The organism is Paracoccus sp. FO-3 (genome assembly GCF_006386455.1).
Lineage (GTDB): Bacteria > Pseudomonadota > Alphaproteobacteria > Rhodobacterales > Rhodobacteraceae > Paracoccus > Paracoccus versutus.
This window is the reverse complement of the sequence record NZ_VCBQ01000031.1, coordinates 25,513-50,327: the sequence shown is the minus strand read 5'-3', so window position 1 is coordinate 50,327 and position 24,815 is coordinate 25,513. Positions and strand designations below refer to the sequence as shown.

At 69.4% G+C, this 24,815-nt stretch carries 20 protein-coding genes and 1 pseudogene; 15 read left to right on the top strand and 6 right to left on the bottom strand.

What is annotated here, in order from left to right; translation table 11 throughout:
* A pseudogene (locus tag FE811_RS27425) lies at positions 1-1,172 on the top strand (hypothetical protein); the annotation flags it as partial.
* A gap of 193 nt (positions 1,173-1,365) precedes the next feature.
* The gene (locus FE811_RS10910) at positions 1,366-2,676 is read left to right on the top strand and encodes an MFS transporter (protein ID WP_116222580.1); all 1,311 of its coding nucleotides are present in this window, start codon (positions 1,366-1,368) and stop codon (positions 2,674-2,676) included.
* Here the strand turns inward: FE811_RS10910 and FE811_RS10905 are convergent.
* Positions 2,673-4,064: a coniferyl aldehyde dehydrogenase gene (locus FE811_RS10905; RefSeq protein ID WP_116222581.1), complete on the bottom strand. Its 1,392-nt coding sequence runs from the start codon at positions 4,062-4,064 to the stop codon at positions 2,673-2,675. The genes FE811_RS10910 and FE811_RS10905 overlap by 4 nt on opposite strands.
* 204 nt (positions 4,065-4,268) lie before the next feature.
* On the opposite strand from FE811_RS10905, the gene FE811_RS10900 reads away from it, so the two are divergent.
* Together FE811_RS10900 and zapE are read left to right on the top strand one after the other, a co-directional pair.
* Positions 4,269-4,874 carry a DUF6778 family protein gene (locus tag FE811_RS10900; RefSeq protein WP_116222582.1) on the top strand — a complete coding sequence of 202 codons (606 nt, stop codon included), beginning with the start codon at positions 4,269-4,271 and terminating at the stop codon, positions 4,872-4,874.
* A gap of 71 nt (positions 4,875-4,945) precedes the next feature.
* Entirely contained in the window at positions 4,946-6,046 is a 1,101-nt protein-coding gene (gene zapE, locus FE811_RS10895; protein ID WP_116222583.1) for a cell division protein ZapE, read from the top strand.
* Here zapE and FE811_RS10890 read toward each other — a convergent pair whose 3' ends face one another.
* Both FE811_RS10890 and tpa read right to left on the bottom strand, forming a co-directional pair.
* On the bottom strand, positions 6,047-7,534 hold the full coding sequence (locus tag FE811_RS10890) for a PLP-dependent aminotransferase family protein (RefSeq protein WP_116222584.1): 1,488 nt from the start codon (positions 7,532-7,534) through the stop codon (positions 6,047-6,049).
* Positions 7,535-7,596: 62 nt separating this feature from the next.
* Positions 7,597-8,976: a hypotaurine--pyruvate aminotransferase Tpa gene (tpa, locus tag FE811_RS10885; RefSeq protein ID WP_116222845.1), complete on the bottom strand. Its 1,380-nt coding sequence runs from the start codon at positions 8,974-8,976 to the stop codon at positions 7,597-7,599.
* Positions 8,977-9,310: 334 nt separating this feature from the next.
* Between tpa and FE811_RS10880 the strand changes: the two genes are divergently transcribed.
* The 8 genes from FE811_RS10880 (at position 9,311) to FE811_RS10845 (ending at position 17,416) form a co-directional block, all read left to right on the top strand.
* A complete protein-coding gene (locus FE811_RS10880) occupies positions 9,311-10,522 on the top strand; it encodes an ABC transporter substrate-binding protein (RefSeq protein WP_116222585.1) in 1,212 nt (403 codons plus the stop codon).
* Positions 10,523-10,586: 64 nt separating this feature from the next.
* Complete coding sequence (locus FE811_RS10875; protein ID WP_036756728.1) at positions 10,587-11,441, top strand: branched-chain amino acid ABC transporter permease; 855 nt, start codon at positions 10,587-10,589, stop codon at positions 11,439-11,441.
* 2 nt (positions 11,442-11,443) lie between these two features.
* Positions 11,444-12,415, top strand: coding sequence for a branched-chain amino acid ABC transporter permease (locus tag FE811_RS10870; protein ID WP_244295284.1), 972 nt, complete (start codon positions 11,444-11,446; stop codon positions 12,413-12,415).
* 1 nt (position 12,416) lies between these two features.
* The gene (locus FE811_RS10865; protein ID WP_036756714.1) at positions 12,417-13,184 is read left to right on the top strand and encodes an ABC transporter ATP-binding protein; all 768 of its coding nucleotides are present in this window, start codon (positions 12,417-12,419) and stop codon (positions 13,182-13,184) included.
* Positions 13,181-13,885: an ABC transporter ATP-binding protein gene (locus FE811_RS10860; RefSeq protein ID WP_072461935.1), complete on the top strand. Its 705-nt coding sequence runs from the start codon at positions 13,181-13,183 to the stop codon at positions 13,883-13,885. Before FE811_RS10865 ends, FE811_RS10860 begins: the two co-directional genes overlap by 4 nt.
* An 11-nt stretch (positions 13,886-13,896) precedes the next feature.
* Positions 13,897-15,156 (top strand): Zn-dependent hydrolase, encoded by a 1,260-nt coding sequence (locus FE811_RS10855; protein WP_166435580.1) that lies wholly within the window; start codon positions 13,897-13,899, stop codon positions 15,154-15,156.
* Positions 15,153-16,637 (top strand): M81 family metallopeptidase, encoded by a 1,485-nt coding sequence (locus tag FE811_RS10850; RefSeq protein WP_116222588.1) that lies wholly within the window; start codon positions 15,153-15,155, stop codon positions 16,635-16,637. Before FE811_RS10855 ends, FE811_RS10850 begins: the two co-directional genes overlap by 4 nt.
* An 8-nt stretch (positions 16,638-16,645) precedes the next feature.
* On the top strand, positions 16,646-17,416 hold the full coding sequence (locus FE811_RS10845) for a FadR/GntR family transcriptional regulator (RefSeq protein WP_072461938.1): 771 nt from the start codon (positions 16,646-16,648) through the stop codon (positions 17,414-17,416).
* A 73-nt stretch (positions 17,417-17,489) separates the two neighbouring features.
* Here FE811_RS10845 and ssb read toward each other — a convergent pair whose 3' ends face one another.
* On the bottom strand, positions 17,490-17,996 hold the full coding sequence (gene ssb, locus FE811_RS10840; RefSeq protein WP_116222589.1) for a single-stranded DNA-binding protein: 507 nt from the start codon (positions 17,994-17,996) through the stop codon (positions 17,490-17,492).
* A gap of 209 nt (positions 17,997-18,205) precedes the next feature.
* On the opposite strand from ssb, the gene FE811_RS10835 reads away from it, so the two are divergent.
* Positions 18,206-18,853, top strand: a complete 648-nt coding sequence (locus FE811_RS10835; RefSeq protein WP_036756703.1) for a lytic transglycosylase domain-containing protein — start codon at positions 18,206-18,208, stop codon at positions 18,851-18,853.
* A 56-nt stretch (positions 18,854-18,909) separates the two neighbouring features.
* Here FE811_RS10835 and FE811_RS10830 read toward each other — a convergent pair whose 3' ends face one another.
* Positions 18,910-19,482, bottom strand: coding sequence for a YSC84-related protein (locus FE811_RS10830; RefSeq protein WP_084197151.1), 573 nt, complete (start codon positions 19,480-19,482; stop codon positions 18,910-18,912).
* 70 nt (positions 19,483-19,552) lie between these two features.
* Positions 19,553-20,551: a porphobilinogen synthase gene (gene hemB / locus FE811_RS10825; protein ID WP_116222590.1), complete on the bottom strand. Its 999-nt coding sequence runs from the start codon at positions 20,549-20,551 to the stop codon at positions 19,553-19,555.
* Between the two features lie 151 nt (positions 20,552-20,702).
* On the opposite strand from hemB, the gene FE811_RS10820 reads away from it, so the two are divergent.
* A complete protein-coding gene (locus FE811_RS10820; protein WP_116222591.1) occupies positions 20,703-21,269 on the top strand; it encodes a hypothetical protein in 567 nt (188 codons plus the stop codon).
* 42 nt (positions 21,270-21,311) lie between these two features.
* On the top strand, positions 21,312-24,776 hold the full coding sequence (gene mfd / locus FE811_RS10815; protein WP_116222592.1) for a transcription-repair coupling factor: 3,465 nt from the start codon (positions 21,312-21,314) through the stop codon (positions 24,774-24,776).
* Positions 24,777-24,815: the final 39 nt, after the last annotated feature.

The window sequence follows — 24,815 nt, the reverse complement described above, 5'->3', positions numbered from 1 at the left end:
GCGAGGGCAACGTGGCGCGGCTGATCACGGTTTCGGACCATGACCGCTACCTCGCCCTGCCCGAAAGCCAGCGCCGCCCGAACGACCTGCTGGTCCTGGACGGGCGGGACGCGCCGCCGGTGATCCATGGCACCATCGAGGGCAGCCTGTTCCAGGGGGTGCAGCAGATCTATCTGGGCGGCGAGCCGGCGGCCTTGCTGGACGCAAGCGGCGCGGTGCTGATCGGGGCGCAACCCCCCGAGCCCGCGGTGGCCCCGACGATCACCCGCCAGCCCGCGCTGCTGCCCGAAGGGGCCGGGCTGGGCGACAGCATCACCCTGGACCTGGGCGCGGCCGAGGGCGCGCCGCCGCCGGCCGCGGCATGGGATCTGACTCTGGGCGACAGCTCGATTCGCGACCAGGTCGACCCGGACCAGCTGAGCATGGAACTGTCCGAGCCCGGCGAATATGCGCTGGCGGTCAACTGGAGCAATGCCTCGGGCACGGCCGTCGCCGCCCCGGCGCTGCTGACGGTCGCCGAACCGGGGGCGCCGGGCCTGGATTACGCGCGGGCGGCGGGGTATTTCCACGCCGGTTCCGCGTTTTCCGGCACGGCCGATGCCGTCTCGGGGCTGGTGAACGGCGGCAATGGCGGCTGGGATCTGGCGCGGGTCGGCTCGGGGCAGGCCATTGCCATGACGCCCGCGGGCATCCGCTTCGACGGCGGCGGCTTCCTGCAGGCCTCGGGGATCTCGACCAGCGGCATCGGCGGGATGTTCGTCGTCCTGCGCCTGGCGATCGAGCATCACAACTCCGGGGTGGCGCAGCTTTTCGCGACCAATCCCGCCGGCGGCCCCGTCTCGATCACCAGCAACAAGGGCAAGCTGCAGTCCTATTACCACGACGGGGAAACCTCGCGCGTGGTCAATCTCGGGGGGGCGCCCGCCACGCCCGAGGCCTTCGTGGTGGGGATCGAGATCGACAATGCGGCGCAGATGGTGCGTGCCTATACGCGGGGGGGAAGCATCGCGACCTTCAGCGTGCCGGGCATTCCGGGCGTGGAATACGCAACCGTCGCCATCGGCCAGAGGTTGCATGGCACGGTGATGCGCGCGGCGCTGTTCGGCCGCCCGGCGGGCGGCAGCTTTGCCGCCAGCTTCGAGCAGGTGATCGAGGATTTTCTGTCCGCCTGACGGTCCCGCGGCCCCGTCCGCCCCGCCAGAGGTCGCCCCGCCGGGGCGGCCTTTTTTCATGCCCGCTTTTCATGCCTGCGTCGTCCGCCCCGCATCGCCTTGCGCAAAACCGCTTGTCGGCGGGCGTTTTCCTGTGGGACATGGCGGTGATCGCCGCAAGACCGCGGCGCAGGCGTCAAGGCGGAGAAGACCCATGAACCTGACCATCGACGAGGCCCTGACCCAGGGTGGCGCGGGCCGTTTCCAGCAGCGGCTGCTGGGCATCTTCGGCCTGGTCTGGGCGGCGGATGCGATGCAGGTCATCGCCATCGGCTTCACCGCCGCCTCGATCGCGGCCAGCTTCGGGCTGACCGTGCCGCAGGCCCTGCAGACCGGCACGCTGTTCTTCCTGGGCATGTTCGCGGGCGCAACGCTGTTCGGGCGCATCGCCGACCGGATCGGGCGGCGCAACGTGCTGCTCTTGACGGTGGGCTGCGATGCGGTCTTCGGCCTGGCCTCGGTCTTTGCGCCAGACATCTGGTCGCTGATGCTGCTGCGCTTCCTGACCGGCATGGCGGTGGGCGGCACGCTGCCGGTCGATTACGCCATGATGGCCGAGTTCCTGCCGCCCAGGAACCGCGGCCGCTGGCTGGTCTGGCTCGAGGGGTTCTGGGCCATCGGCACCATCGCCATCGCCTTGACCGCCTGGATCGCGCATCTGGCCGGCGCGGCCGAGCCCTGGCGCTGGATCTTTGCCGTCGCCGCGCTGCCGGCGCTGATCGGCATCTGGCTGCGGCTCTGGGTGCCGGAATCGCCGATGTACCTGCTGCGCAAGGGCGACGAGCCGGGCGCGCGGGCGGTCGTGGACCGGGTGCTGACCGCGAACGGCGCCCGCGCGTTGCCGCAGGGCGCCCGGCTGACCGCGCCGCCCGTCACCGCCGAGGCGCGGCTGTTCGGCCCCGAGCTGCGCAACCGCAGCCTGGGCATCTTTGCCGCCTGGTTCCTGGTCTCGCTGTCCTATTACGGCGTCTTCGTCTGGCTGCCGGCGGAGCTGGCCAAGGGCGGTTTCGGCTTCGTGCGCGGCTATGGCTTCCTGGTGCTGATGGCGCTGGCGCAGTTGCCCGGCTATGCGCTGGCGGCGCATGGCGTGGAAAGCTGGGGCAGGAAGCCCACCTTGCAGGTCTTCCTGCTGCTCAGCGCGGCGGGCTGTTTCCTGTTCACCGTCGCAGGCAGCCCCTGGCTGGTCGCCGCCTCGCTGCTGCTGATGAGCTTTGCGCTGCTGGGCACCTGGGGGGCGCTTTACGCCTTCACCCCCGAGCTTTACCCGACCGGCCTGCGCGGCACCGGCATGGGCACGGCCAGCGCGGTGGCACGGGTGGGCGGGCTGCTGGCGCCCTCGCTCATGGGCTATGTCGTGGCGCGCGGCTTCGGCGTCGCCATCGGCGTCTTTGCCGCGCTGCTGCTCCTGGCCGCCATCGGCACGCTGTTCATCCGGGCCGAGACCCGCAACCAGTCCATCGTCTAGAGCCGCAGAATCCAGCGCATCAGCATGCGGAACCGCGCGCCATAGGGCGGCGCCAGCAGCCCGGCGCCGTTCGGCCGCGCCTGCCGGAACACCGGCATCAGGTGCGACAGGCGGTCGAACCCCGCCTTGCCGTGCCAGGCGCCCATGCCGCTGGCGCCGATACCGCCAAAGGGCAGGCCGGGCTGGGCGACGTGCATCAGCGTGTCGTTCACCGTCACCCCGCCCGCTGCGACGGTCCCCAGCAGCAGCGCCAGCGTCTCGTCGTCCTGGGTGAAGGGATAGAAGGCCAGCGGGCGCGGCCGGGCCAGGATGTGGTCCACCGCCTCGCGCAGCCTGTCATAGGGGACCAGCGGCAGGATGGGGCCGAAGATCTCCTGCTCGGCCAGCGGGCCTTGCGCATCGGTCACGATCAGCGGCGGCATCAGCCGGCTGGCGGGATCGGGGGCCGCGTCGCTTAGCGGGTGCAGGGCGGCGCCGGCGGCGCCGGCGTCGCGGGCCTGCGCGATCCAGTCGTCCAGGCGCCGGAACTGCGCGTCGTTGATGATGCGGCTGTAATCGGCATTCCCCTCCAGCCGAGGATAGTGCCGGGCGACCCAGGTGCGGGCCTCGGCGATGAACGGCTCGATCCCGGCGCGCGGCAGCAGCACGTAATCGGGTGCGATGCAGGTCTGGCCGGCGTTCAGCAGCTTGCCGGTCATGATCCGGTCCACCGCATGGGCCAGCGGCGCATCGGGCGCGACGAGGGCCGGGGACTTGCCGCCCAGCTCCAGCGTGACCGGGGTCAGGTTCGCCGCGGCCGCCTGCATCACCTGCCGCCCGACGCGGCCCGAGCCGGTGAACAGCAGATGGTCGAAGGGCAGGGCGGCGAACTCGGCCGCGACCTCGGGCCCGCCGGTCACGACCGCCAGCACATCCGCGTCGAAATGCCGCGCCGCCGCCTCGGCGAAGGCCTCGGCAAAGCCGGGGGCATGTTCGGACAGCTTGAGCATGACCCGGTTGCCGGCCGCCAGCGCATCGGTCAGCGGCCCGATGCTGAGAAACAGCGGATAGTTCCACGGCACCACGATCCCCACCACGCCCAGCGGCCGCGGCTGGACCCATGAGCGCGCGGGCCAGAACCATGGCCCGGTCCGCGCCGGGCGGCGGCGCATCCAGCCGCGGCCGTGGCGCAGCGCGTGGCGGATGCCGGCGCGCGCCGGAAAGACCTCGGCCAGGTCGGTCTCGGCCTGGGGGCGCTGGCCGAAATCGCGGGCGATGGCCTGGCCGAGGCGGCGGCGGTTCTCGTCCAGCATCTGCCGCAGGGTGCGCAGCCTTGCCGCACGCAGGGGCCAGTCGGGACAGGGTTCGGCGCGGGCGGCGGCCTGTATGGAATCGAATCTCTTGCGCATTGGAAAACCAGGACTATCCTTCCATCGGTTTGCGGGATTGTTCCCGCGACCTAAGGGCGGCGCAAGCCGGCCCGTTTGCGAAAGGCGCTTTTCTGATCCATCCGATTTTCCAGGCCACGATCATGCCCAAAGACCCTGGCGCAATTTCAGCGGCCGGCCTGTCGCCGGCCTTCCATTCATTCGATTTTAACGAGGAACCACCCCATGTTGAAACCTGCGCTTCTGGCGCTTGGCCTGGCCCTTGGGCTCTCGGGCTGCGCCAGCACCTGGGAAACCGCCTACGAACAGCTTGATCCGGCGCAGACCGCCGGCTGGCGCCTTGCCGCGGTCGAGGTCGCGGTGCCGGACGAGCTGACCACCTCCGAGGCGAACAGCTACATGCCCAATGCCGACATCGTCTGGCATGGCGAGCCGGCGGGCGACCGGCGCGCCCAGGTGGCCGCCATCCTAGAGGAAGGCATCGAACGGGGTGCCGCCGGGCTGAAGGGCAAGACGGGCGTGCGCATCGTCGCCACCCTCGACCGCTTCCACGCCATCACCCCGGTGGTGCGCCAGCGGTTGCAGAACTCGGGCGTCCACAACATCCACTATACCGTGCAGGTCTTCGACGCCCGCAGCGGGGCCGCGCTGAGCCAGCCGCAACTGGTCAAGGCCGAGTTTCCCGCCCTCGTCGGCCGGGCCGGGGACGAGGCCGATGCCAAGGGCCTGACCCAGCGGGTGCAGATCGTGAACCAGATCGCCGCGGTGACGCAGAACTGGCTGGGCCGCGGCACCGATCCGCGCGGCAGTTTCCAGCGCCGCGGGCGCTGAACCCGACGAAATTCATGGGAATTGCCGGGCCGGCCCTTGCGGGCCGGTCCTTTCTTTGGCAGGGGGCGGATATGGCAAGCGTATCCGAACTCTACGAGGCCCGCGTGGCGGCGGGGCGGCTGGAACCCGACGCGGCGCAGCGCGGCGTCCTGCCGGTGCTGGACCGGCTGGTGCGGGAATTGGCCGCAGCCCCGGCGCCCGCGCCGCAGAAGAACGGCTGGCTCGCGCGGTTGCGGGGCGCGGCCCCTGCGCCTGCGCCGGCGGTGCGGGGCCTTTACCTGTGGGGCGGCGTCGGCCGCGGCAAGTCGATGCTGATGGACCTGGTGATGGAGGCGGCGCCGGTCGCCGCCAAGCGCCGGGTGCATTTCCACGAATTCATGCAAGAGATCCAGGGCGCGCTGGAGGGCGTGCGCAAGACCGGCCAGCAGGACGCCGTCCGCCCGGTCGCCAAGGCGGTGGCGCAGCAGGCGCGGCTGCTGTGTTTCGACGAGATGCAGATCACCGACATCGCCGATGCGATGATCGTCGGCCGGCTGTTCCAGGTGCTGTTCGAAGAGGGCGTGACCGTCGTCACCACCTCGAACCGGGTGCCCGAGGATCTTTACAAGAACGGCCTCAACCGCCAGCTTTTCCTGCCCTTCATCGCGCTGATCCGCGAGCGGCTGGAAGTGGTCGAGCTGGCCAGCGCCACCGATCACCGCCAGAATCGCGACGAGGGCGGGCAGGTCTGGTTCATCCCCGCCGATGCGGCGGCGCGGGCGCAGATGGATGCGCTGTGGCAGGCCGAAACCGGCGGCGCGGCGGCCGCGCCCCTGCTGCTCGAGATCAAGGGCCGCAAGGTCGAGATCCCGCGGCATGTCGGCCGCATCGGCCGCGCGGGCTTCTGGGATATTTGCGGCAAGCCCCTGGGCCCGGCCGATTACCTGGCCATGGCCGAGGCGCTGGACCTGCTCTTCATCGACGCCATCCCCCGCCTTGGCCAATCGAACTACAACGAGGCCAAGCGCTTCGTCACCCTGATCGACGCGCTTTACGAGGCCAGGGTCCGGCTGATCGCCAGCGCCGCCGACGAGCCCGAACAGCTTTACGCCGAGGGCGAGGGCGCCTTCGAGTTCGAGCGCACCGCCAGCCGGCTGCGCGAGATGCGCGACGCCGATTGGGGCCGGGGCTAGCTAACTCTCGGGCGGCGGCGCTCCCCGGTCCTGCTCTTGCAGGGCCTCGGCGATGCGGCGGATGCCTTCGGGAATGCGCTCGGCCGAGATCGAGGAATAGGCGAGGCGAAAGAAGCCCCGCCCCCGCGCCGGCTGGGCAAAGAAGGCCGCGCCGCCCTCGATCAGCACGCCGCGCGCCTTGAGCCGGAGTGCAAGCGCCGAGGAATCCACCCCCTCGGGCGTCGCCAGCCAGAAGCTGGAGCCCCCGGTCGCCTCGGGCGAGGCGAGCCGCAGCCCCTCGCGCGCGATGGCGGCCAGCATCACCTCGCGCCGCCGGGCATAGGCGCGGCGCATGCGGTTCGCCTGCGCGTCGTAATGGCCCAGCGACAGGAAATGCGCCAGCGTGCGCTGCATATGGCCCGGCGGGTGGCGCAGCACCATGCCGCGCAGGGCGCGGGCCTCGGCGATGACGCGCGGATCGGCCACGACATAGCCCAGCCGCACGCCGGGAAACACCGATTTCGAGAAGGAGCCGATATAGATCACCGCCCCCGCCCGGTCGATGGCCTTGAGCGCGGGCGAGGGCGCGCCGGCAAAGGACATCTCGAATTCGTAGTCGTCCTCGACCACGGCGAAGCCTTGCGCCTGGGCGCGGGCCAGCAGTTCCTTGCGCCGGGCCAGCGGCATGGTGGAATTGGTCGGGCACTGGTGGCTGGCAGTGGTGAAGACCGCCGCGACGCCGGGCGGGATGGCATCGGGGAGCAGGCCGCGCGCATCGACGGGAACCGGCAGGATGCGTGCGCGGCTGGCCAGCAGGATTTCGCGCTGGCCGGGATAGGAGGGGTCTTCCACGGCGCAGGAGGCGCCGGGGCGCAGCAGCACCTGCGCCACCAGCCACAGCGCGTTCTGCGCCCCCATGGTCAGCAGGATCTCGTCGCGCCCGGCGCTGATGCCGCGGCGGGGCAGGATCTGGCGGGCGATATGGTCGACCAGTTCCGGGTCGTCGGCGTCGTAGAGATCGCCGGTCAGGCTGTCGAACTCGCGCCGGCCAAGCGCGCGCATGGCGCAGTCGCGCCAGGCGGCGTGGTCGACCAGCGCCGGATCGGCCTGGCCATAGACGAAGGGATAGGCAAAGCGGCGCCAGTCGCGTTCGCGATCCGTGCGTTGGGCGCGGGCAAAGCGGCCCTCGATCTGGCTGTCCCAGTCGAAGCGCGGCGTCGCCGGGGCGGGAGCCTCGGCCTCCAGCCGCCGCTCGATGCTGTCCGAGATGTAATGGCCCGAGCGGTCGCGGCTGGCCAGGTAGTCGGTCGAGACCAGCTCGGCGAAAGCCTGCGCCACCGTCACCCGCGCCACGCCCAGGTGCCGGGCCAGCGCGCGGGTCGAGGGCAGCTTCTCGCCCGCGCGAAAGCGGCCGGCCGTCACCGCGGCGATGATCTGGCGCCGCAGCTGGACCTGAAGCGGCAGGCCGGCGGCGTGGTCCAGGAAGAAGGCGTCGGGGGGAATCGGCATGGGGTGATCCGCGGCGGCTGGCGGGGTCCATCACTCCCCCGAATGCCGCCGCGGATCAAGGGTCAGGCAAAGACCCTGGTCAGCGCGTTGTCGATGGCATCGGTGATGCGGTCGATGTCGTCCGCCGTGGCGATCAGCGCCGGCGACAGGCAAAGCGTGTTGTTGAAGCCCGGCAGCGAGCGGTTGGTGGCGCCGATGATGACGCCCTGCGCCAGGCAGTCGGCGACCACGGCCTGCACCTTCTTCTCGTCCATCGGCTCCTTGCTGGCGCGGTCGGCGACCAGTTCGGCGCCGCAGAACAAGCCCTTGCCGCGCACGTCGCCGATGACCGCGTGCTTCTCCATCAGCGCGCGCAGGTTCGCCAGCGTGCGCTCGCCCATGGCGACGGTATTCGCCAGCAGCCCCTCGTCCTCGATGATGCGCATGTTCTCGATCGCCGCCACCGGCCCCGAGGTGCAGCCGCCGAAGGTCGAGATGTCGCGGAAGAAGCTCATGCCGTCCTCGGGCGCGTCCTTGAACATGTCGAAGACGCGCTCGGTGGTGACGGTGCAGGAGATCGCCGCATAGCCCGAGGCGACGCCCTTGGCCATGGTCACGAAATCCGGCTCGATGCCGTATTGCTGATAGCCGAACCAGGTGCCGGTGCGGCCAAGCCCGCAGACCACCTCGTCGATATGCAGCAGGATGTCGTATTTGCGGCAGATCTCCTGCACGCGCTGCCAATAGCCCTCGGGCGGGGTGATGACGCCGCCGCCGGCCGTCACCGGCTCCAGCACGATGGCGCCGACGGTATCGGGGCCCTCGCGCAGGATCACCTCCTCGATGGCGTCGGCGGCGCGCTCGCCATAGTTCTCCACGTCCCATTGCTTGCGGTATTCCAGGCAATGCGGCACGCGCACGAAGCCGTCGGGGAAGGGACCATAGGCCGCGGCGCGCTGGTCCTGGCCCGAGGTCGCGAGCGTGGCGATGGTGGTGCCGTGATAATCGCGGTCGCGATACAGGATCTTCCACTTCTTGCCGCCGTGATGGCGCGCGGCGATCTGGCGCACCATCTTGTAGACCTTCTCGTTCGCTTCCGAGCCCGAGTTCGAGTAATAGACCCGGCTCATGCCCGGCATCTTCTCGATCAGCTTCTGGGCGAAGATCGCGCCCGGCACGGTGCCGGCGGCGCCGGCGTAATAGTTCAGCTTGACCAGCTGGTCGCGGATCGCATCGGCGATGCTTTCGCGGCCGTAGCCCACGTTCACGGTCCAGACCCCGCCCGAAACCGCATCGAGGAACTCGCGCCCGGTGGCATCCCAGAGCCGCATCCCCTTGCCCTCGACGAAGACGCGCGGGTCGATGGTCTCATATTGCTTGTGCTGGCTCAGGTGGTGCCAGACATGGGCGCGGTCGGCCGCGACCACATGGGACATGTCGTTGGGGTTCAGATCGAGCGTCATGGCCGGACTCCTGCGGGCAAAGGGCGTTTCCTCCTGACTGCGCCCGAATGCGGAAAAGGGATAGAGCCAGATCGCGCCCATAGATGGGGCCAGTTCGGCGCAAGCAGGGCCGAATCGGGCTGGGTCGCGCGCCCTTGCCGCGGGTTTTGCCGCTGCCCTTTCTGCGGGCGCGAAGCTATCGCTGCGATGCAGAAACGATCAGATCGATGATTTCAAAGGGAAATATTCGGAAGGCGAGGCGAAGCCGCTTATAGACAGATAATCCTATCTATACGTATAGTTTTGAAAGTTGCCTCCCCTAGAACCAATGCAACGCCAACAACAGGGTTTCCCCATGATCAATCGTCGTCGTTTCCTGACCACATCCACGCTGGCCGCGGCCGCGCTTGCCGCGCCGGGGCTTGTCACCCGCGCCCTTGCCCAGGGCGAGGCGCTGAAGATCGGCGTGCCGGTGCCGATCTCGGGCGCCTTTGCCGCCAACGGCAAGTTCGCCACCATCGGCGCGGTGATGGCCGCCGAAGAGGTCGCGGCCGCGCATGGCGTGCAGGTCTCGACCCTCGACCTGGATACCGAGGGCAAGCCTGCGACCGCGGTGCGCAAGGTGCAGGACGCGCTGGCGCAGGACGGGGTCAAGCTGTTCGCCGGCGGCATCCTGTCGTCGGAATCGCTGGCCATGGGCAAGGAGGTCGAGCGCGGCGGCGGCGCCTTCATGACCACCGCCGGCGCCGACGAGATCACCGGCGTCGATTGCAACAAGGCCACCTTCCGCTGGTCGGTGCCGACCTATGGCGCCATCAACGAGACCGTGCGCCCGATCATCGACGCGCTGCCCGATGCCAAGAAATGGTATACGATCACCCCGCAATACGTCTTTGGCGACGGGCTGCTGAACGCCGCCAAGGATGTGTTCGCGGAAAAGGGCATCGAGCATGTCGGCAACAGCTATCATTCGCTGACCGACAAGGAATTTTCCGGCTACCTGACCAATGCCATCGCCGCCCAGCCCCACGTGCTGCTGCTCTTGAACTTCGGCGCGCAAAGCTCGGATACGCTGCGCCAGGCGGTCAGCTTTGGCCTCAAGCAGCGCATGACCATCGTCGTTGCCTGGGCCTCGGGGCTCGAGCAGTTCGAGGCGCTGGGGCCGGACATCTGCGAGGGCGTCTATTTCGGCGCGCAATACTGGCATGGCGCCGATACGGCCCTGAACCGCGAGTTGGTGGCCAAGGTGCAGGAAAAGCACGGCTTCAACCCGAACTATTCCTTTGCCGGCAGCTATATCTGCGCGAAACTGCTGCTGGAAGCCGCGGTCAAGGCCGGCTCGCCGGATGGCGCGGGCGTCGCCGCGGCGCTGAGCGGGTTGAAATACCAGGGCCTGACCGGCGAGGAGGAGATCCGCGCCGCCGACCACCAGGTCATCAAGGACTATTACCTGCTCAAGGGCAAGGCCAAGGCCGACATGGCCGACAAGGACGATTACGCCGAGGTCATCAGCGCCGGCAAGTCGTTCCTGTCGCCCGAGGATGCCGGCTGCAAGATGCCCGCCTGAACCCCCGCCTCCCCGCGCGACCCCTGTCGCGCGGGGCCTTTTCGCCCGGTTTCAGGAGAAGCCCGTGATCTACCTATTCCAGGTTCTGAACGGCATCGGTCTGGGGATGCTGTATTTCCTGCTCGCCGTCGGCCTCAGCGTCATCTTCGGCCTGTTGCAGTTCGTGAACTTCGCCCATGGCGCCTTCTACCTGCTGGGCGCCTATCTGACCTATGACCTGACCATGCGCGGCTTCAGCTTCTGGGCCGCCATGCCGCTGGCCACGCTGATCGTGGCCGGCATCGCCGCGCTGATCGAGGCGGTGCTGCTGCATCGCATCTACAAGCTGCCGCATACCTTCCACATCCTGGTGACGGTCGGCCTGGCCCTGGTCGTGCAGGAGCTGGTCATCATCGCCTGGGGGCCGCTGGGCGGCTCGGTTCCCGCGCCGGACGGGTTGCAGGGCGTCGTCATCCTGGGCGATTTCATCTATCCGCAATACCGGCTCTTCACCATCGGCTTCACCGCCGTCCTGGCCGGGCTGCTCTGGTGGCTGCTCGAAGGCACGCGGCTGGGCGCCATCGTGCGCGGCGGGTCCGAATCGCCGGCGAACATGGCGCTCTTGGGCTACAACACGCTGCGCATCAACACCGCCGTCTTCGGCTTCGGCGCCGGGCTTGCCGGGCTTGCGGGCGCGCTTGCCGCGCCGATCCGGGGCGTCGAGCCCTTCATGGGGATCGAGGCGCTTTCCGTCGCCTTCGTCGTCGTCGTGATCGGCGGCATGGGCAGCTATACCGGCGCGCTGGTCGCGGGCCTGCTGGTCGGCGTGGTGCAAAGCGTCATGACCACGCTCTGGCCCGAGGGCGCGCGGCTGATGATCTATGTCGGCATGGCGCTGGTCATCGCGCTGATGCCCCGCGGCCTGTTGGGGAGGGCATGAGCATGAACCCGCTCGACAAACCCTATGCGCAGCTCGCGCTGGCGCTGCTGACCGTGCTGGTGCTGCCGCTGTTCCTGAAATCCGGCATCCTGGCGACCGAGATCCTGATCTTCGCCATGGTCGTCGCGGCTTGCAACCTGCTTCTGGGCTACACCGGCCTGCTGTCCTTCGGCCAGGGCATCTTCTTCGGCATCGGCACCTATGTCGCCGGCATCTGCCTGACGCGCTGGTCGGTCCCGGTGCCCCTGGTGCTGGCTGGCGCGGCGGTGCTGGGCGCGGCCACGGCGACGCTGGTCGGCTGGCTGTCGATCCGCCGGCAGGGGGTCTATTTCGTCATGCTGACGCTGGCCTTCTCGCAGCTGTTCTACTTCGTCGCCTATACGTTCAGCGGCGTGACCGGCGGCGACAACGGCCTTTTGGGCGTGCCGCGTCCTTCGGTCGGCGGCACGGCGCTGAACAGCCCGTGGTCCTATTACACCTTCGTCGCCGTCTGCTTCGTTGCGGTCTTCGCGGTGCTGGTCATGGTCACGCAATCGACCTTCGGCCGCACCCTGCTGGCGATCCGCGAGAACGAGGGGCGGGCGGCCGCCATCGGCTTCCCGACCAAGCTGTTCAAGCTTGAGGCTTTCGCCATCTCGGGCGCGGTCACGGCCTTCGGCGGTGCGCTGCATGCCATGCTGATCGGCGTCGCGCCCCTGTCGAACATCGAATACCACACCAGCGAGCTGATCCTGATCATGACCATCATCGGCGGCAGCTCCAGCCTGTTCGGCTCGGTGCTGGGGGCGGGGTTCTACCTGCTCTTGGCCGATGCGCTCTCGACGGTCTGGCCGCGCTGGCTGCTGCTCTTGGGCCTGGTGCTTGTGACGGTGGCGCTGTTCCTGCAACGCGGGCTCTGGGGGCTGGTCGAGCGCGGCTACGACCTGGTCTTCCGCCGCGAGCGCGCGCCCGAAACCCCGGCCGAGGAGCATTGAGATGACCGACATCGCATTGCAGACCCGCGGCCTGGGCGTCAAATACGGCAACTTCCACGCGCTGGCCGAGGTCGACCTGCAGATCCGCCGCAACTCGGTCCATTCGATCATCGGGCCGAACGGCGCGGGCAAGACCACGCTGTTCCATGCGCTGACCGGGCGGGTGCGGGCATCCTCGGGCCGGATCGAGCTGGACGGGCGCGACATCACCGACACCTCGGACGACGACCGGGTGCGGCTGGGGATCGCGCGCTCGTTCCAGGTCACGAGCCTGTTCCCGAACCTGGCCCTGCGCGAGAACCTGCGCCTGGCCGCCCAGGGCCGCACGCCCTGGCAGGCGCTGGCGCCCTGGCGGCGGGCGGAAGCCAATGCCGAGGCGCTGGCCATCGCCGACGAGGTGATCGAGCGGCTGGCGCTTGCCCCCGTGTCGAACCGGCTGGCGGGCGAGCTGTCGCATGGCCAGCAGCGCCGGCTGGAGGTCGGCATGGCCATGGCGGCGCGGCCGCGCGTCATCCTGCTGGACGAGCCGACATCCGGCATGGGCATCGACGACATCGAGGCGATGAAGCAGCTGATCCGCGACCTGGGCCGCGACCATACCGTGCTGTTCATCGAGCATAACATGGGCATCGTCATGAACATCTCGGACATGGTCACGGTGATGCGGCTGGGCCGCAAGCTGGTCGAGGGGCCGCCCGCCCAGGTCCGCGACGACCCCGAGGTGCAGCGCGCCTATCTGGGCAACATGATCACGGGGGACATCGCATGAGCGCCGCGCTGCGACTGACCGATCTGCACAGCTATTACGGCAAGAGCCACATCCTGCAAGGCGTTACGCTGGAGGTCGGGCCGGGCGAGATCGTCACCCTGCTGGGCCGCAACGGCGCCGGCAAAAGCACGACGCTGAAGACCGCCGTGGGGCTGATCGCGCCGCGGCAGGGCCGGGTGGAACTGGCGGGCCGCGACGTGACCGGCCAGCCCGCGCATCGCATCGCCGCGGCCGGGCTGTCGCTGGTGCCCGAGGACCGCGGCATCTTCCAGCTGCTCAGCGTCGAGGAGAACCTGCGCATCGCCGTGCGCCGCGGCTCGCCCTGGTCGCTTGGCGACATCTACCGCATCTTTCCGCGGCTCGAGGAGCGCAGGAAGAACGGCGGCGGCCAGCTTTCGGGGGGCGAGCAGCAGATGCTGTCGATCGCCCGCGCGCTGCTGAACGGCCCCAAGGTGCTGATGCTCGACGAGCCGGTCGAGGGCCTGGCCCCGATCATCGTCGAGGAGATCGTGGCCCAGATCCGCCTGATCCGCGAGGCCGGCGTGCCGATCCTGCTGGTCGAGCAGAACCTGGCCGTGTGCAGCCAACTGGCCGACCGGCACTACATCCTGGAACTGGGCCGCATCGTGCATTGCGCCAGCGCCGAGCAGTTCCGCAGCGACCCCGATACCATCGACCGCTATCTGGGCGTGAAGGCATGAAGGAAACCACCATGTCCAACCTGACGATCGACGCCGAAAGGCTGTGGGACAGCCTGATGGAGACGGCGCGCATCGGCGCCACGCCCGACGGCGGCATCGCCCGGCTGACGCTGTCCGAGGACGACCGCCGCGTGCGCGACTGGCTTGGGGCGCAATGCGACGCGCTGGGGCTGAGCATGACCGTGGACGAGGCCGGCAACATGTTCGCCACCCGCCCCGGCGCCCGCGCGGACCTGCCCGCCATCGCCATGGGCAGCCACCTGGACACCCAGCCGACCGGCGGCAAGTTCGACGGCGTGCTGGGGGTGCTGGCGGGGCTCGAGGTGCTGCGCACGCTCGACGCAGCCGGCTACCAGACCGAGGCGCCGCTGATGCTGGTCAACTGGACCAACGAGGAGGGCTCGCGCTTTTCGCCGGCCATGCTTGGCTCGGGGATCTGGGCCGGGGTCTATAGCCGCGAATACGGCGACGGGCGGGCGGACGCCCGCGGCGACACCTTCGGCGCCAGCCTGGACCGCATCGGCTATCGCGGCGAGGCCAAGGCGGGCGCCGTCCGCTTCGGCGCCATGTTCGAGCTGCATATCGAGCAGGGCCCGATCCTGGAGGCCGAGGGCATCCAGATCGGCGTGGTGCAGGGCATCCAGGGCATGCGCTGGTTCGAACTGACCCTGACCGGCACGGCGGCGCATACTGGCTCGACCCCCATGGGCATGCGCCGCAACGCGCTTCTGGGCATGGCGCGGGTGATCGAGGGCATCGACCGCATCGCCAAGGCGCATCAGGACGCGGTGGGCACCATCGGCTTCCTGGAGATCAGCCCCAATTCGCACAACGTCATCCCCGGCGAGGTGCGCGCCACCATCGACCTGCGCCACCCCTCGGATGCGGTGCTGGACCGGATGCAGGCCGAGGTCGAGGCACTGGTGCAGGATGCCGCCGGGGCGGTCGGGCTGGAAAGCCGACTGGAGCAGATCTCGCGCACCGCGCCGGTGGTGTTCGACGCCGAATGCATCGCCTCGGTCAGGGCGGGGGCGCAGGCGGCGGGCTATTCCACGCGCGACATCATCTCGGGCGCCGGCCATGACGCCGCCCATGCCGCGGCCAAGGCGCCGACGACGATGATCTTCGTGCCCTGCAAGGACGGGCTGAGCCACAACCCCGCCGAATCGACCGAACCCGCGGAATGCGCCGCCGGCGCGCAGGTGTTGCTGGAGGCGGTGCTGGACTATGACCGCCGCATGGCCGAGACCCGCAAGGGGGCCGCCGCATGACCCGCCTTGTCCTGGCCCGGCTGAACCACGAGACCAACACCTTCTCGCCGCTCAAGACCCCGCTGGCCGCCTTTGCCCCGAAATGGGGCGAGGACGCGCTGGCCGCGGCCGAGACCTATCCCGCCGCCATCGGCGCCTTTTACGCCTTCGCCCGCCGCATCGGCGCCGAGGTCGAGGTGCCGCTGATAGCCCATGCCATGCCCTCGGGGCCCGTCGAGGACGATGCCTTCGAGGCCATGGCGCAGGCGATCCTGGCGGCGGTGGAAAAAGGCTGCGACGGCATCCTGCTGGACCTGCACGGCGCCATGGTCACGCGCAGCCATGACGACGGCGAGGGCGAACTGCTGCGCCGCGTCCGCGCCGCCGCGCCGGGCGTGCCCATCGGCGTGGCGCTGGACCTGCATGGCAATATCACCCAAGCCACGCTGGACCATTGCGACGTGATCGCCGGCTTCAAGACCTATCCGCATGTGGACATGGTCGAGACCGGCGAACATGTCGTGCGCCTGTTCGAACCGCTGCTTTCCGGCGCCCCGCGCCCGGCAATGGCGCTGTGCCACCCGCCGATGCTGGCGGCGACGCTGTGCATGAACACGACGACCGACTGCGCCATGACCGACCTGATCGCGCTGGCGCGGCAGGCCGAGGCGCGGCCGGGCGTGCAGGCGGTGACGGTCTTTGGCGGCTTTCCCATCGCCGACCTGGCCGAGACCGGCCTGTCCATCGTCACCGTCGCCGACACGCCCGAGCTTGCGCGCGCGGTCGCGCAGGAGCTTGGCCGCGAGGCATGGCACCGGCGCGCCGAATATGTCTATGCCGAGGAACCCCTGGCGCAATCCATCGCCCGCGCCGCCGCGCTGGCCGATGGCTCGGCCCCGGTGCTGCTGCTGGACCATGGCGACAATTGCATGTCGGGCGGCAGCTGCGACGTGATGGACGTGCTGGAGGAACTGCTGGCCGCCGGGCAGCAGGGCATCCTGGTCGGTCCCGTCGCCGATCCCGAGACCGTGGCGCAGCTTTTGGCCGCGGGCGAGGGAACCGAGGCCGAGATCCGGCTGGGCAACAAGACCCCGGCCGAGGGCCTGCCCGCGCCGCGCCCGCCGCTGCGGCTGTCGGGCCGGGTCACGGCGCTGTCGGACGGGCGCTATCGCGTGGCCGGCCCGATCTATCACGGGCAGGGGCTGTCGATGGGCCGCGCCGCCGCCTTCGACACCGGCGCCGCGCGCATCGTGATCTGCGAGGAACCGCACGAGCCACTGGACCTGGGCTGCTTTTCCTGCCTCGGCCTCGACGCCGGCAAGGCGCGGTTCCTGCACCTGAAATCGCGCATGTATTGCCGTCCGGTCTTCGAGCCGCTGGCCAAGGCGGTGGTGGAATGCGCCAGCTCGGGCGTAACCGCCTCGGATTACGATCTGTTTGCTTTCAAAAAACTCGCCCGGCCCATATATCCGCTGGACCTGGGGACAACCTGGCAGGATTGAAGGACCGCATGGATCAGGACGCGCCGGCAGGCAAGGAACGCAGGCTTACCCGCATCAAGCTGTCGGACCAGGTGGCCGAGGACATCCGCCGCCGCATCGCCCGCGACGGCATGCACCCCGGCGACCGATTGCCGCATGAGCGCGCGCTGATGGAGCATTACGGCTGCTCGAAAGGCACCATCCGCGAGGCGCTGAAGGCGCTGGAGGTCGAGGGGCTGGTGCGCATGCTCTCGGGTCCGAACGGCGGGCCCGAGATCCAGCCGGCCTCGATCGACATCGTCACCCAGCAGCTGCGGCAATACCTGCATTTCCAGAAGATCGACTTCGCCCAGGTCTACGAGCTGCGCCAGTCGCTGGAGGTCAGCCTGGCGCGCAACGTCATCGGCAAGCTGACGCCCGCGCATTTCCGCCGGCTCGAGGAAAACATCCGCATCTGCGAAGAGGCGAACGCGGCCCAGGACCGCGCCGTGGTGCGCCGGGCCGAGACCGAGTTCCACGACATCCTCTGCGAGGCCTCGGACAACGTGATCCTGGTCTTCATGTGCCGCTTTCTGAACAGCATGCTGCGCGACCTGGTCAGCTATCGCAGCGAAAGCATGCGCGAGCACGAGATCTTCGGCGAGGCGAATATCGAAAGCCACCGGCAATTGCTGGCCGCCTTTCGTGCCGAGGACGGCGATGCCGCCGCCCGCATCATGCACGACCACATGTGCTGCGCCGAAAGCTACATGCGGCGGCTGGACGCCTCGTTCCGCTCGGACCTGCTGAGCCGGTTCTGAACGCAAGATCCCGGCCGCGAGGGGCCGGGATCGGGATTCGTGGGGCCAGGTTCGCGGGCCCAGGATTCGCGGATCAGAACGGGATGTCGTCGTCGAAATCGGGACGGTTCTGCGACTGCCCGCCGCCTGAGGAACTGCCGCCCGAAGAGCCGCCGCCGCCATAGCCGCCGCCCCCGTAACCGCCGCCGCCATAGCCGTCATCGCGGCCGCCGCCCGCCGCACCGCCGCCGCGGCTGTCGAGCATGTGCAGCTCGCTGCGGAAGGGGCGCAGCGCCACCTCGGTCGAATAGCGGTCGTTGCCGCTCTGGTCCTGCCATTTGCGGGTCTCCAGCTGGCCCTCGACATAGACCTTGGAGCCCTTTTTCAGGTATTGCTCGGCCACGCGGACCAGGGGCTCGGAATAGATGGCGACCGTGTGCCATTCCGTGCGCTCCTTGCGCTCGCCGGTGTTGCGGTCCTTCCAGGTCTCCGAGGTCGCGATACGCAGGTTGGCGACCTTGCCGCCGCTGGGAAAGCTGCGGATCTCCGGGTCTTGGCCCAGGTTGCCGACCAGGATCACCTTGTTCACGCTGCCAGCCATGCTGCGGTCCCTTTCGTTGGCTTCGTTCCCGCGGGGGTGTAGCGCGTGAGGGGGCGGGGGGGCAAGCGGAATGGCGTCACCCCGGCCATGGGCGGAAATCCGCCGATGGCGGTGCCGCCCGGCGCGCGGCAAAATCCTCTTGCGGCGCGCGGCCCGCTTTGCGCTATAGTGCCGGCAAAAAAGAAGACGCCATGCATGAGGGACCAAGGATGCTTTCACGCGATCGGGCGATGATGCGCCAGCTGGGCCGGGCCGTGATGGCCCTGGCGCTTTCGGCCGGGCTGGCCGCCCCCGCCACGGCCGACGGGCTGCGGCTGCAGGCGAAAAGCGGCAAGTCGCGGCTGGCCCAGTTCGAGCGCCAGACCCGGCTGATGGATTCGCGCCTGGCCGCGCAATACCAGCAATCGGCGCGGCTGCGCCCCGGCGGCACCTCGACCAAGAGCGTGGTGGAGCTGGACATTCCCACCGCCATCCCCGCCTATCGCGGCAACCGGCGCAGCCAGTACCTGCCCCATGCCCGTGCCGTCGCGCGCAAGCACGGCATCCCCGAGGATCTGTTCCTGCGCCTGGTGCAGCAGGAATCGGGCTGGAACCCCTCGGCCCGCTCGCACAAGGGGGCGCAGGGGCTGGCGCAGCTGATGCCGGGCACGGCGGCCAAGCTGGGCGTCGATCCCAACGACCCGATGCAGAACCTGGAAGGCGGCGCGCGCTACCTGCGCATGATGTACAACACCTTCGGCAGCTGGCGGCTGGCGCTGGCGGCCTATAACGCCGGGCCGGCGGCGGTGGCGAAATACGGCGGCGTGCCGCCCTATCGCGAGACGCGCAACTACGTCCGCATCATCCACGGCAGCTGAAAGGCTGGGCCGGGCAGGGCGTCCGGCCTTGGCGCGCGCCCTCAGAAGGTCGAGGGTCAGAAGGTCGAGGGGATGACGCGGCTGTATTTCGTCCCGGCGATCGAGGCGCCGGCCATCAGACCCGACTGGCCGAAGATCATCGCCACCACCGGCTGCTGCGCGGTGATGGTGTCGGTGCCCATCGAGACGCCCCCGGCGGGCAGCGCGTAATAGGCCCCGGCCTCGGCCACCCAGCCCGGCGCGCGGCGGAAATCGGCCAGCGCGGCATCGGTCTGGAAGATCAGCACATGGGCATATTGCTGCGCGCCGATCTGGAAGCCGACGCTGGCCTGCGCCGCCGAATAGTAGTCCACCGTCACGTCGTTGATGCGCAGCGCGCCCTGGCCATAGGCGCCGCCGACGCCGAAGCCTGCCTCGGTCATCAGCGGCATGTAGAGCACGCCCTTGGCGTTCTGCACCATGGGCGCGACATTGGGATAGCTGCGCAGCAGGAAGTCCCGCGTCGCATCGACGCGCGCGTCCAGCCGCGAGGGCGCATCCTGCCCGATCGCGTTCGAACAGCCCGCCAGCCCCAGCGCCGCGCCGCCCAGCAGCAGCAGGCGCCGGCTCATCCCGTTGGAATACATCATCCTAGCCCTCGTTCCCTGTTCGGCGGTTGCCCCGCCTGTCAAGGCCGCGATGATAGACGGGCGCGCGCCCTCACGCCAGCCTTTCGGCCACCTGCGGCGCGTAATAGGTCAGGATGCCGTCGCAGCCGGCGCGGCGAAAGGCCAGCAGGCTTTCCACCACCACCTCGCGCGACAGCCAGCCGTTGCGGATCGCGCCCTCGATCATCGCATATTCGCCGCTGACCTGATAGGCAAAGGTCGGCGCCGCGAACTGGTCGCGGACCATGCGGCAGATGTCCAGATAGGGCATGCCCGGCTTGACCATGACCATGTCGGCGCCCTCGGCCAGGTCGCGGGCGACGCAGCGCATTGCCTCTTCGCGGTTGGCGGGGTTCACCTGATAGGTCTTCTTGTCGCCCACCAGCCGCCCCGAGGCGCCCACCGCGTCGCGGAACGGGCCATAGAAGCCGCTGGCGAATTTCGCCGCATAGGACAGGATCGCCACGTCCTTGTGGCCGTTTTGCTCCAGCAGCCCGCGCAGCGCGCCGATCCTCCCGTCCATCATGTCCGAGGGGCCCAGGATGTCCGCCCCCGCCTCGGCCTGGACCAGCGCCATGCGGCCAAGCGCCTCGACGGTCTCGTCGTTCAGGATCACCCCGTCGCGCACCAGCCCGTCATGGCCGTTGGCGTTATAGGGGTCCAGCGCGATGTCAGTCATCACCGCCAGTTCGGGCGCGACCTCCTTGATGGCGCGGATGGCGCGGTTGCCGATGTTGTCGGGATCCCAGGCGCGCTCGCAGCTTTCGGTCTTCAGCTCCGGGTCGGAGTGGGGAAAGATGCAGATCGCCGGGATGCCCAGCCGCATCGCGGTTTCCGCCGCGCGCTTGGCGCCGTTCAGCGTCAGCCGCTCGACGCCCGGCATCGAGGGGATCTCGCCCTCGCCGCCGGCGATCTCGGTCACGAAGATCGGCCAGATCAGGTTGGCGGGGGTCAGGGTCGTTTCCGTCACCATCGCGCGCAGCGCGGGCGTGCGGCGCAGCCGGCGCAGGCGGCTGGCGGGGAAGGGGGCGGTGATCGGGGTCGGGGACATGGGCGGGGCCTGTGGCTTGCAAGGATCTGGCCCGAACCTGCACCCATGCCCCGCGCCGCGCAACCCCTTGCCGCCCGGCGGCGAAAATCGAGGTTTTCCTTTGCCCCAGGCCCGGTTAGTTTGCCCTGCGCAACCGCTGCAAGGAGAAGACGTGCCCCGACCCGAGGGAATCCTCGCCCTGCTGGACAGCCGGTCCTTCGGCTCGATCTGGTTCTGGGTGATCCTGACTCTGGCCTGGACCATGGCGGGGCGCCGCATCCTGGGCGTGCCCTCGGACGTGATTTCCGGGGCCGTCGGCGCCGAGCCGGGCCCCAGGGACGACCCGGCCGCCCTGGCGCTGCTCGACTGGCTGTCGCTGACCCTGCCGCGCTGGCGCATCGACCGGCGCGAGGGCGCGATCCTGCTGGGGCTGGGCTCGTTCCTGCTGACCACGTTGGCCATCCTGGGCTTTGGCTACGGGCTGGAGATGGCGCAGGCGCTGGTGCTGCTGGTCCTGCCCTTCGCCCTGCTTTTCGGGCTGGAGCTGCGGCTGGCGCGGCGCCTGCGCGCGGTGCTGGCCCGCGCCGAGGTGGGCCAGCCGGTCAACGAGGCCGGGGCCGAGGCCGCGCGGCTGATGCGCCGGCACCGGATGGTGATCCTGGCCATGTCGGTCCTTGTGGTGGCGCTGACCGCCTTTTATGGCGCGCTCTGGATGATCGTGCATCCCTTCGGCTTCTGAACCGCTCTTGACTTCGCCGATGCCGGCTTTACCTCGGGGCGCATGGCACCGCTTCCCGAACACCTGACCCTGTCCGGCGCGCCCGAGGGCATGGACGCCGCGCTGGTCGCGCGCGAACTGGCCCGCGGCAATCCCGTCATCCACATCGCCCGCGACGACCGGCGCATGGCCGCGATGCGGGCGGCGCTGGGCTTCTTTGCGCCCTCGGCCGCGATGCTGGAGTTCCCGGCCTGGGACACCACGCCCTATGACCGCGTCTCGCCCGCGGGGGCGGTGATGGCCGCGCGCATGGCGGTGCTGACGGCGCTGGCGCATGGCGCGCTGAAGGGGCCGTTCGTGGTGCTGACCACGCTTTCGGCCGCCATGCAGCGCGTGCCCGCGCGCGAGGTGCTGCGCGGCGCCGGCTTCTCGGCCGCGGTGGGCGACCGCATGGACGAAGGCGCCTTGCGCGCCTTCCTGGCCCGCATGGGATTCTCGCAGGCCCCGACCGTGACCGAGCCGGGCGATTTCGCCGTCCGCGGCGGCATCATCGACATCTTCCCGCCAGGCGAATCCGGGCCGATCCGGCTGGACATGTTCGGCGACGTCCTGGACGGTGCGCGCAGATTCGACGCAGAAACACAGCGTTCCATCGAAAAGCTCGACCGCGTCGAGCTTGCGCCCATGTCCGAGGTGATCCTGGACGAAGCCGCCATCACCCGCTTTCGCCAGAACTACCGCGCCGAATATGGCGGCGGCGCCAACGATCCGCTTTACGAGGGCATCAGCGCCGGCCGCAAGATGGCCGGCATGGAGCATTGGCTGCCCTGGTTCCATGCGCGGCTGGAAAGCCTGTTCGACTATCTGCCCGGCGCTTCGGTGGTGGCGGACGACCATCTGGAGCAGGTGCGCGACGCGCGCTGGCACACGATCACCGAGCAGTTCGCGGCGCGGCGCGAGGCGCTGGCCCGCAAGGGCGGCACCGACACGGTCTATCGCCCCGTGCCGCCCTCCGGCATGTTCCCGGACGAGGCCGAATGGGCGCGCTGGCTGGCCGCGCATCGGGTGCTGCGCCTTTCGGTTCTGCCGCAGCCGCCGGGTCCGGGCGTGCTGGATGCCGGCGGTCGCGTCGGGCGCAATTTCGCTCCCGAGCGCCAGGCCGAGAAGGGAAATCTTTTCAAGGCTCTTGCCGATCATATTCGAAATCTTCAAGCCTCGCGCAGGGTGATCATCGCCAGCTTCTCGGAAGGGGCGCGCGAACGCCTGGCCGGGCTGATCGCCGATGAGGGCATCAAGGGCGCCCAGCCCATCGCCGACCTGCGCGAGCTGCCCGACCAGCCCGGTGCGCTTGGCCTGGCGGTCTGGCCGCTGGAGGAGGGCTTTACCTCGGACGGCGCGGCCACCGGGGCGCTGGCGGTGATCTCGGAACAGGACGTGCTGGGCGACCGGCTGATCCGGGGGGCCAAGCGCCGCCGCAAGGCCGAGAATTTCCTGCGCGATACCACGATGCTGAGCCCCGGCGACCTGGTCGTGCATGTCGAACACGGCATCGGCCGCTATACCGGGCTGGAGACCGTCCAGGCGCTTGGCGTGCCGCATGATTGCGTGGCGCTGGAATATGCCGGCGGCGACCGGCTTTACCTGCCGGTCGAGAATATCGAGCTGCTCAGCCGCTACGGGCACGAGGAAGGGTTGCTCGACAAGCTGGGCGGCGGCGCCTGGCAGGCGCGGAAAGCGCGCCTCAAGGAACGCATCAAGCTGATCGCCGACCGGCTGATGCGCGTCGCGGCCGAACGCCTGCTGCGGCCCGCCCCGGTGCTGGAGCCCGAGCATCACGAGATCGAAAGCTTCGCCGCCCGCTTCCCCTATGCCGAGACCGAGGATCAGGCCGCCGCCATCGCCGACGTGGCCGAGGATCTGGCCGCCGGCCGGCCCATGGACCGGCTGGTCGTGGGCGACGTGGGCTTCGGCAAGACCGAGGTCGCCATGCGCGCGGCCTTCATCGCCGCCTCGCAGGGCCGGCAGGTCGCCGTGGTGGCGCCGACCACGCTGCTGGCGCGCCAGCACTTCCGCACCTTTGCCGAGCGCTTCCGCGGCACGGCGATCAATGTCCGGCCGCTGTCGCGCTTCGTCTCCGCCAAGGACGCGGCCGAGACCCGCAAGGGCCTGGCCGAGGGCACGGTGGACATCGTCGTCGGCACCCATGCCGTGCTGGCGAAACAGGTGCGCTTCAAGACCCTGGGCCTGCTGATCGTCGACGAGGAGCAGCATTTCGGCGTCGGGCACAAGGAGCGGCTGAAGGAGCTGCGCAGCGACATCCACGTCCTGACCCTGACCGCGACGCCGATCCCGCGCACCTTGCAGCTGTCGCTGACCGGGGTGCGGGATCTGTCGATCATCGGCACGCCGCCGGTGGACCGCCTGGCGATCCGCACCTATGTGTCCGAGTTCGACGGCGTGACCATCCGCGAGGCGCTGCTGCGCGAGAAATATCGCGGCGGGCAGAGCTTCTTCGTCGTGCCGCGGCTGGCCGACCTGCCCGACGTCGAGGAATGGCTGCGCGAGCATGTGCCGGAGGCCAGCACCATCGTCGCCCATGGCCAGCTGGCGGCGGGCGACCTGGACCAGCGGATGAATGCCTTCTACGACCGCGGCGCCGATGTGCTGCTGGCGACCAGCATCGTCGAATCGGGGCTGGACATCCCGACCGCGAACACCATGGTGGTCTGGCGCGCCGACATGTTCGGCCTGGCGCAGCTTTACCAGATCCGCGGCCGGGTCGGGCGCTCCAAGACGCGGGCTTATTGCTACCTGACCACCAAGCCGCGGGTGCCCTTGACCCCGCAGGCGATGCGGCGGCTGAAATTCCTGGGCGCCATCGACAGCCTGGGCGCCGGCTTCAACCTGGCCTCGCAGGACCTGGACCTGCGCGGTGCCGGCAACCTTCTGGGCGAGGAGCAGTCGGGCCATATCAAGGAGGTCGGCTTCGAGCTTTACCAGCAGATGCTGGAGGAGACCATCGCCAAGCTGAAATCCGGCGAGATCGAGGGCACGCCCGAGGACGAATGGGCGCCGCAGCTGAACCTGGGCGTGCCGGTGACGATCCCGGAAAGCTATGTTCCCGACCTGGACGTGCGGCTGGGGCTTTATCGCCGCCTGGCCGAGCTGACCAGCAAGGTCGAGCTGGAGGGTTTCGCGGCCGAGCTGATCGACCGTTTCGGCCCCTTGCCGCGCGAGGTGAACACGCTTTTGCTGGTCATCCGCATCAAGGCCATGGCCAAGCGGGCGAATATCGCCCGGCTGGATGCCGGGCCCAAGGGCGCGACCATCCAGTTCCACGGCGACAAGTTCCCGAACCCGGCCGGGCTGGTCGAGTTCATCCACGACCAGCGCGGCCAGGCCAAGGTGACGGATAACCGCATCGTCGTCCTGCGCGACTGGCCGACCGACGCCGAGCGCATCAAGGGCAGCTTCGCCATCGCCAAGGAGCTGGCGGCGAAGATCAAGGAAGGCAGGGCCAAGGGGTAGAAGGCCGGGGCGGTCGGGATCGGGCCTGGCGGAGGATCG

What these genes read in the sequence shown, in the direction of transcription:
- FE811_RS10870 (WP_244295284.1), top strand. Translation starts at nt 11,444, where the DNA reads ATGAACCCGCTCGACAAACCCTATGCGCAGCTCGCGCTGGCGCTGCTG.
- FE811_RS10890 (WP_116222584.1), bottom strand. Translation starts at nt 7,534, where the DNA reads ATGCCGATTCCCCCCGACGCCTTCTTCCTGGACCACGCCGCCGGCCTG.
- FE811_RS10905 (WP_116222581.1), bottom strand. Translation starts at nt 4,064, where the DNA reads ATGCGCAAGAGATTCGATTCCATACAGGCCGCCGCCCGCGCCGAACCC.
- FE811_RS10835 (WP_036756703.1), top strand. Translation starts at nt 18,206, where the DNA reads ATGCTTTCACGCGATCGGGCGATGATGCGCCAGCTGGGCCGGGCCGTG.
- ssb (WP_116222589.1), bottom strand. Translation starts at nt 17,996, where the DNA reads ATGGCTGGCAGCGTGAACAAGGTGATCCTGGTCGGCAACCTGGGCCAA.
- FE811_RS10900 (WP_116222582.1), top strand. Translation starts at nt 4,269, where the DNA reads ATGTTGAAACCTGCGCTTCTGGCGCTTGGCCTGGCCCTTGGGCTCTCG.
- FE811_RS10830 (WP_084197151.1), bottom strand. Translation starts at nt 19,482, where the DNA reads ATGATGTATTCCAACGGGATGAGCCGGCGCCTGCTGCTGCTGGGCGGC.
- FE811_RS10860 (WP_072461935.1), top strand. Translation starts at nt 13,181, where the DNA reads ATGAGCGCCGCGCTGCGACTGACCGATCTGCACAGCTATTACGGCAAG.
- FE811_RS10845 (WP_072461938.1), top strand. Translation starts at nt 16,646, where the DNA reads ATGGATCAGGACGCGCCGGCAGGCAAGGAACGCAGGCTTACCCGCATC.
- hemB (WP_116222590.1), bottom strand. Translation starts at nt 20,551, where the DNA reads ATGTCCCCGACCCCGATCACCGCCCCCTTCCCCGCCAGCCGCCTGCGC.
- FE811_RS10865 (WP_036756714.1), top strand. Translation starts at nt 12,417, where the DNA reads ATGACCGACATCGCATTGCAGACCCGCGGCCTGGGCGTCAAATACGGC.
- mfd (WP_116222592.1), top strand. Translation starts at nt 21,312, where the DNA reads ATGGCACCGCTTCCCGAACACCTGACCCTGTCCGGCGCGCCCGAGGGC.
- zapE (WP_116222583.1), top strand. Translation starts at nt 4,946, where the DNA reads ATGGCAAGCGTATCCGAACTCTACGAGGCCCGCGTGGCGGCGGGGCGG.
- FE811_RS10910 (WP_116222580.1), top strand. Translation starts at nt 1,366, where the DNA reads ATGAACCTGACCATCGACGAGGCCCTGACCCAGGGTGGCGCGGGCCGT.
- tpa (WP_116222845.1), bottom strand. Translation starts at nt 8,976, where the DNA reads ATGACGCTCGATCTGAACCCCAACGACATGTCCCATGTGGTCGCGGCC.
- FE811_RS10855 (WP_166435580.1), top strand. Translation starts at nt 13,897, where the DNA reads ATGTCCAACCTGACGATCGACGCCGAAAGGCTGTGGGACAGCCTGATG.
- FE811_RS10880 (WP_116222585.1), top strand. Translation starts at nt 9,311, where the DNA reads ATGATCAATCGTCGTCGTTTCCTGACCACATCCACGCTGGCCGCGGCC.
- FE811_RS10850 (WP_116222588.1), top strand. Translation starts at nt 15,153, where the DNA reads ATGACCCGCCTTGTCCTGGCCCGGCTGAACCACGAGACCAACACCTTC.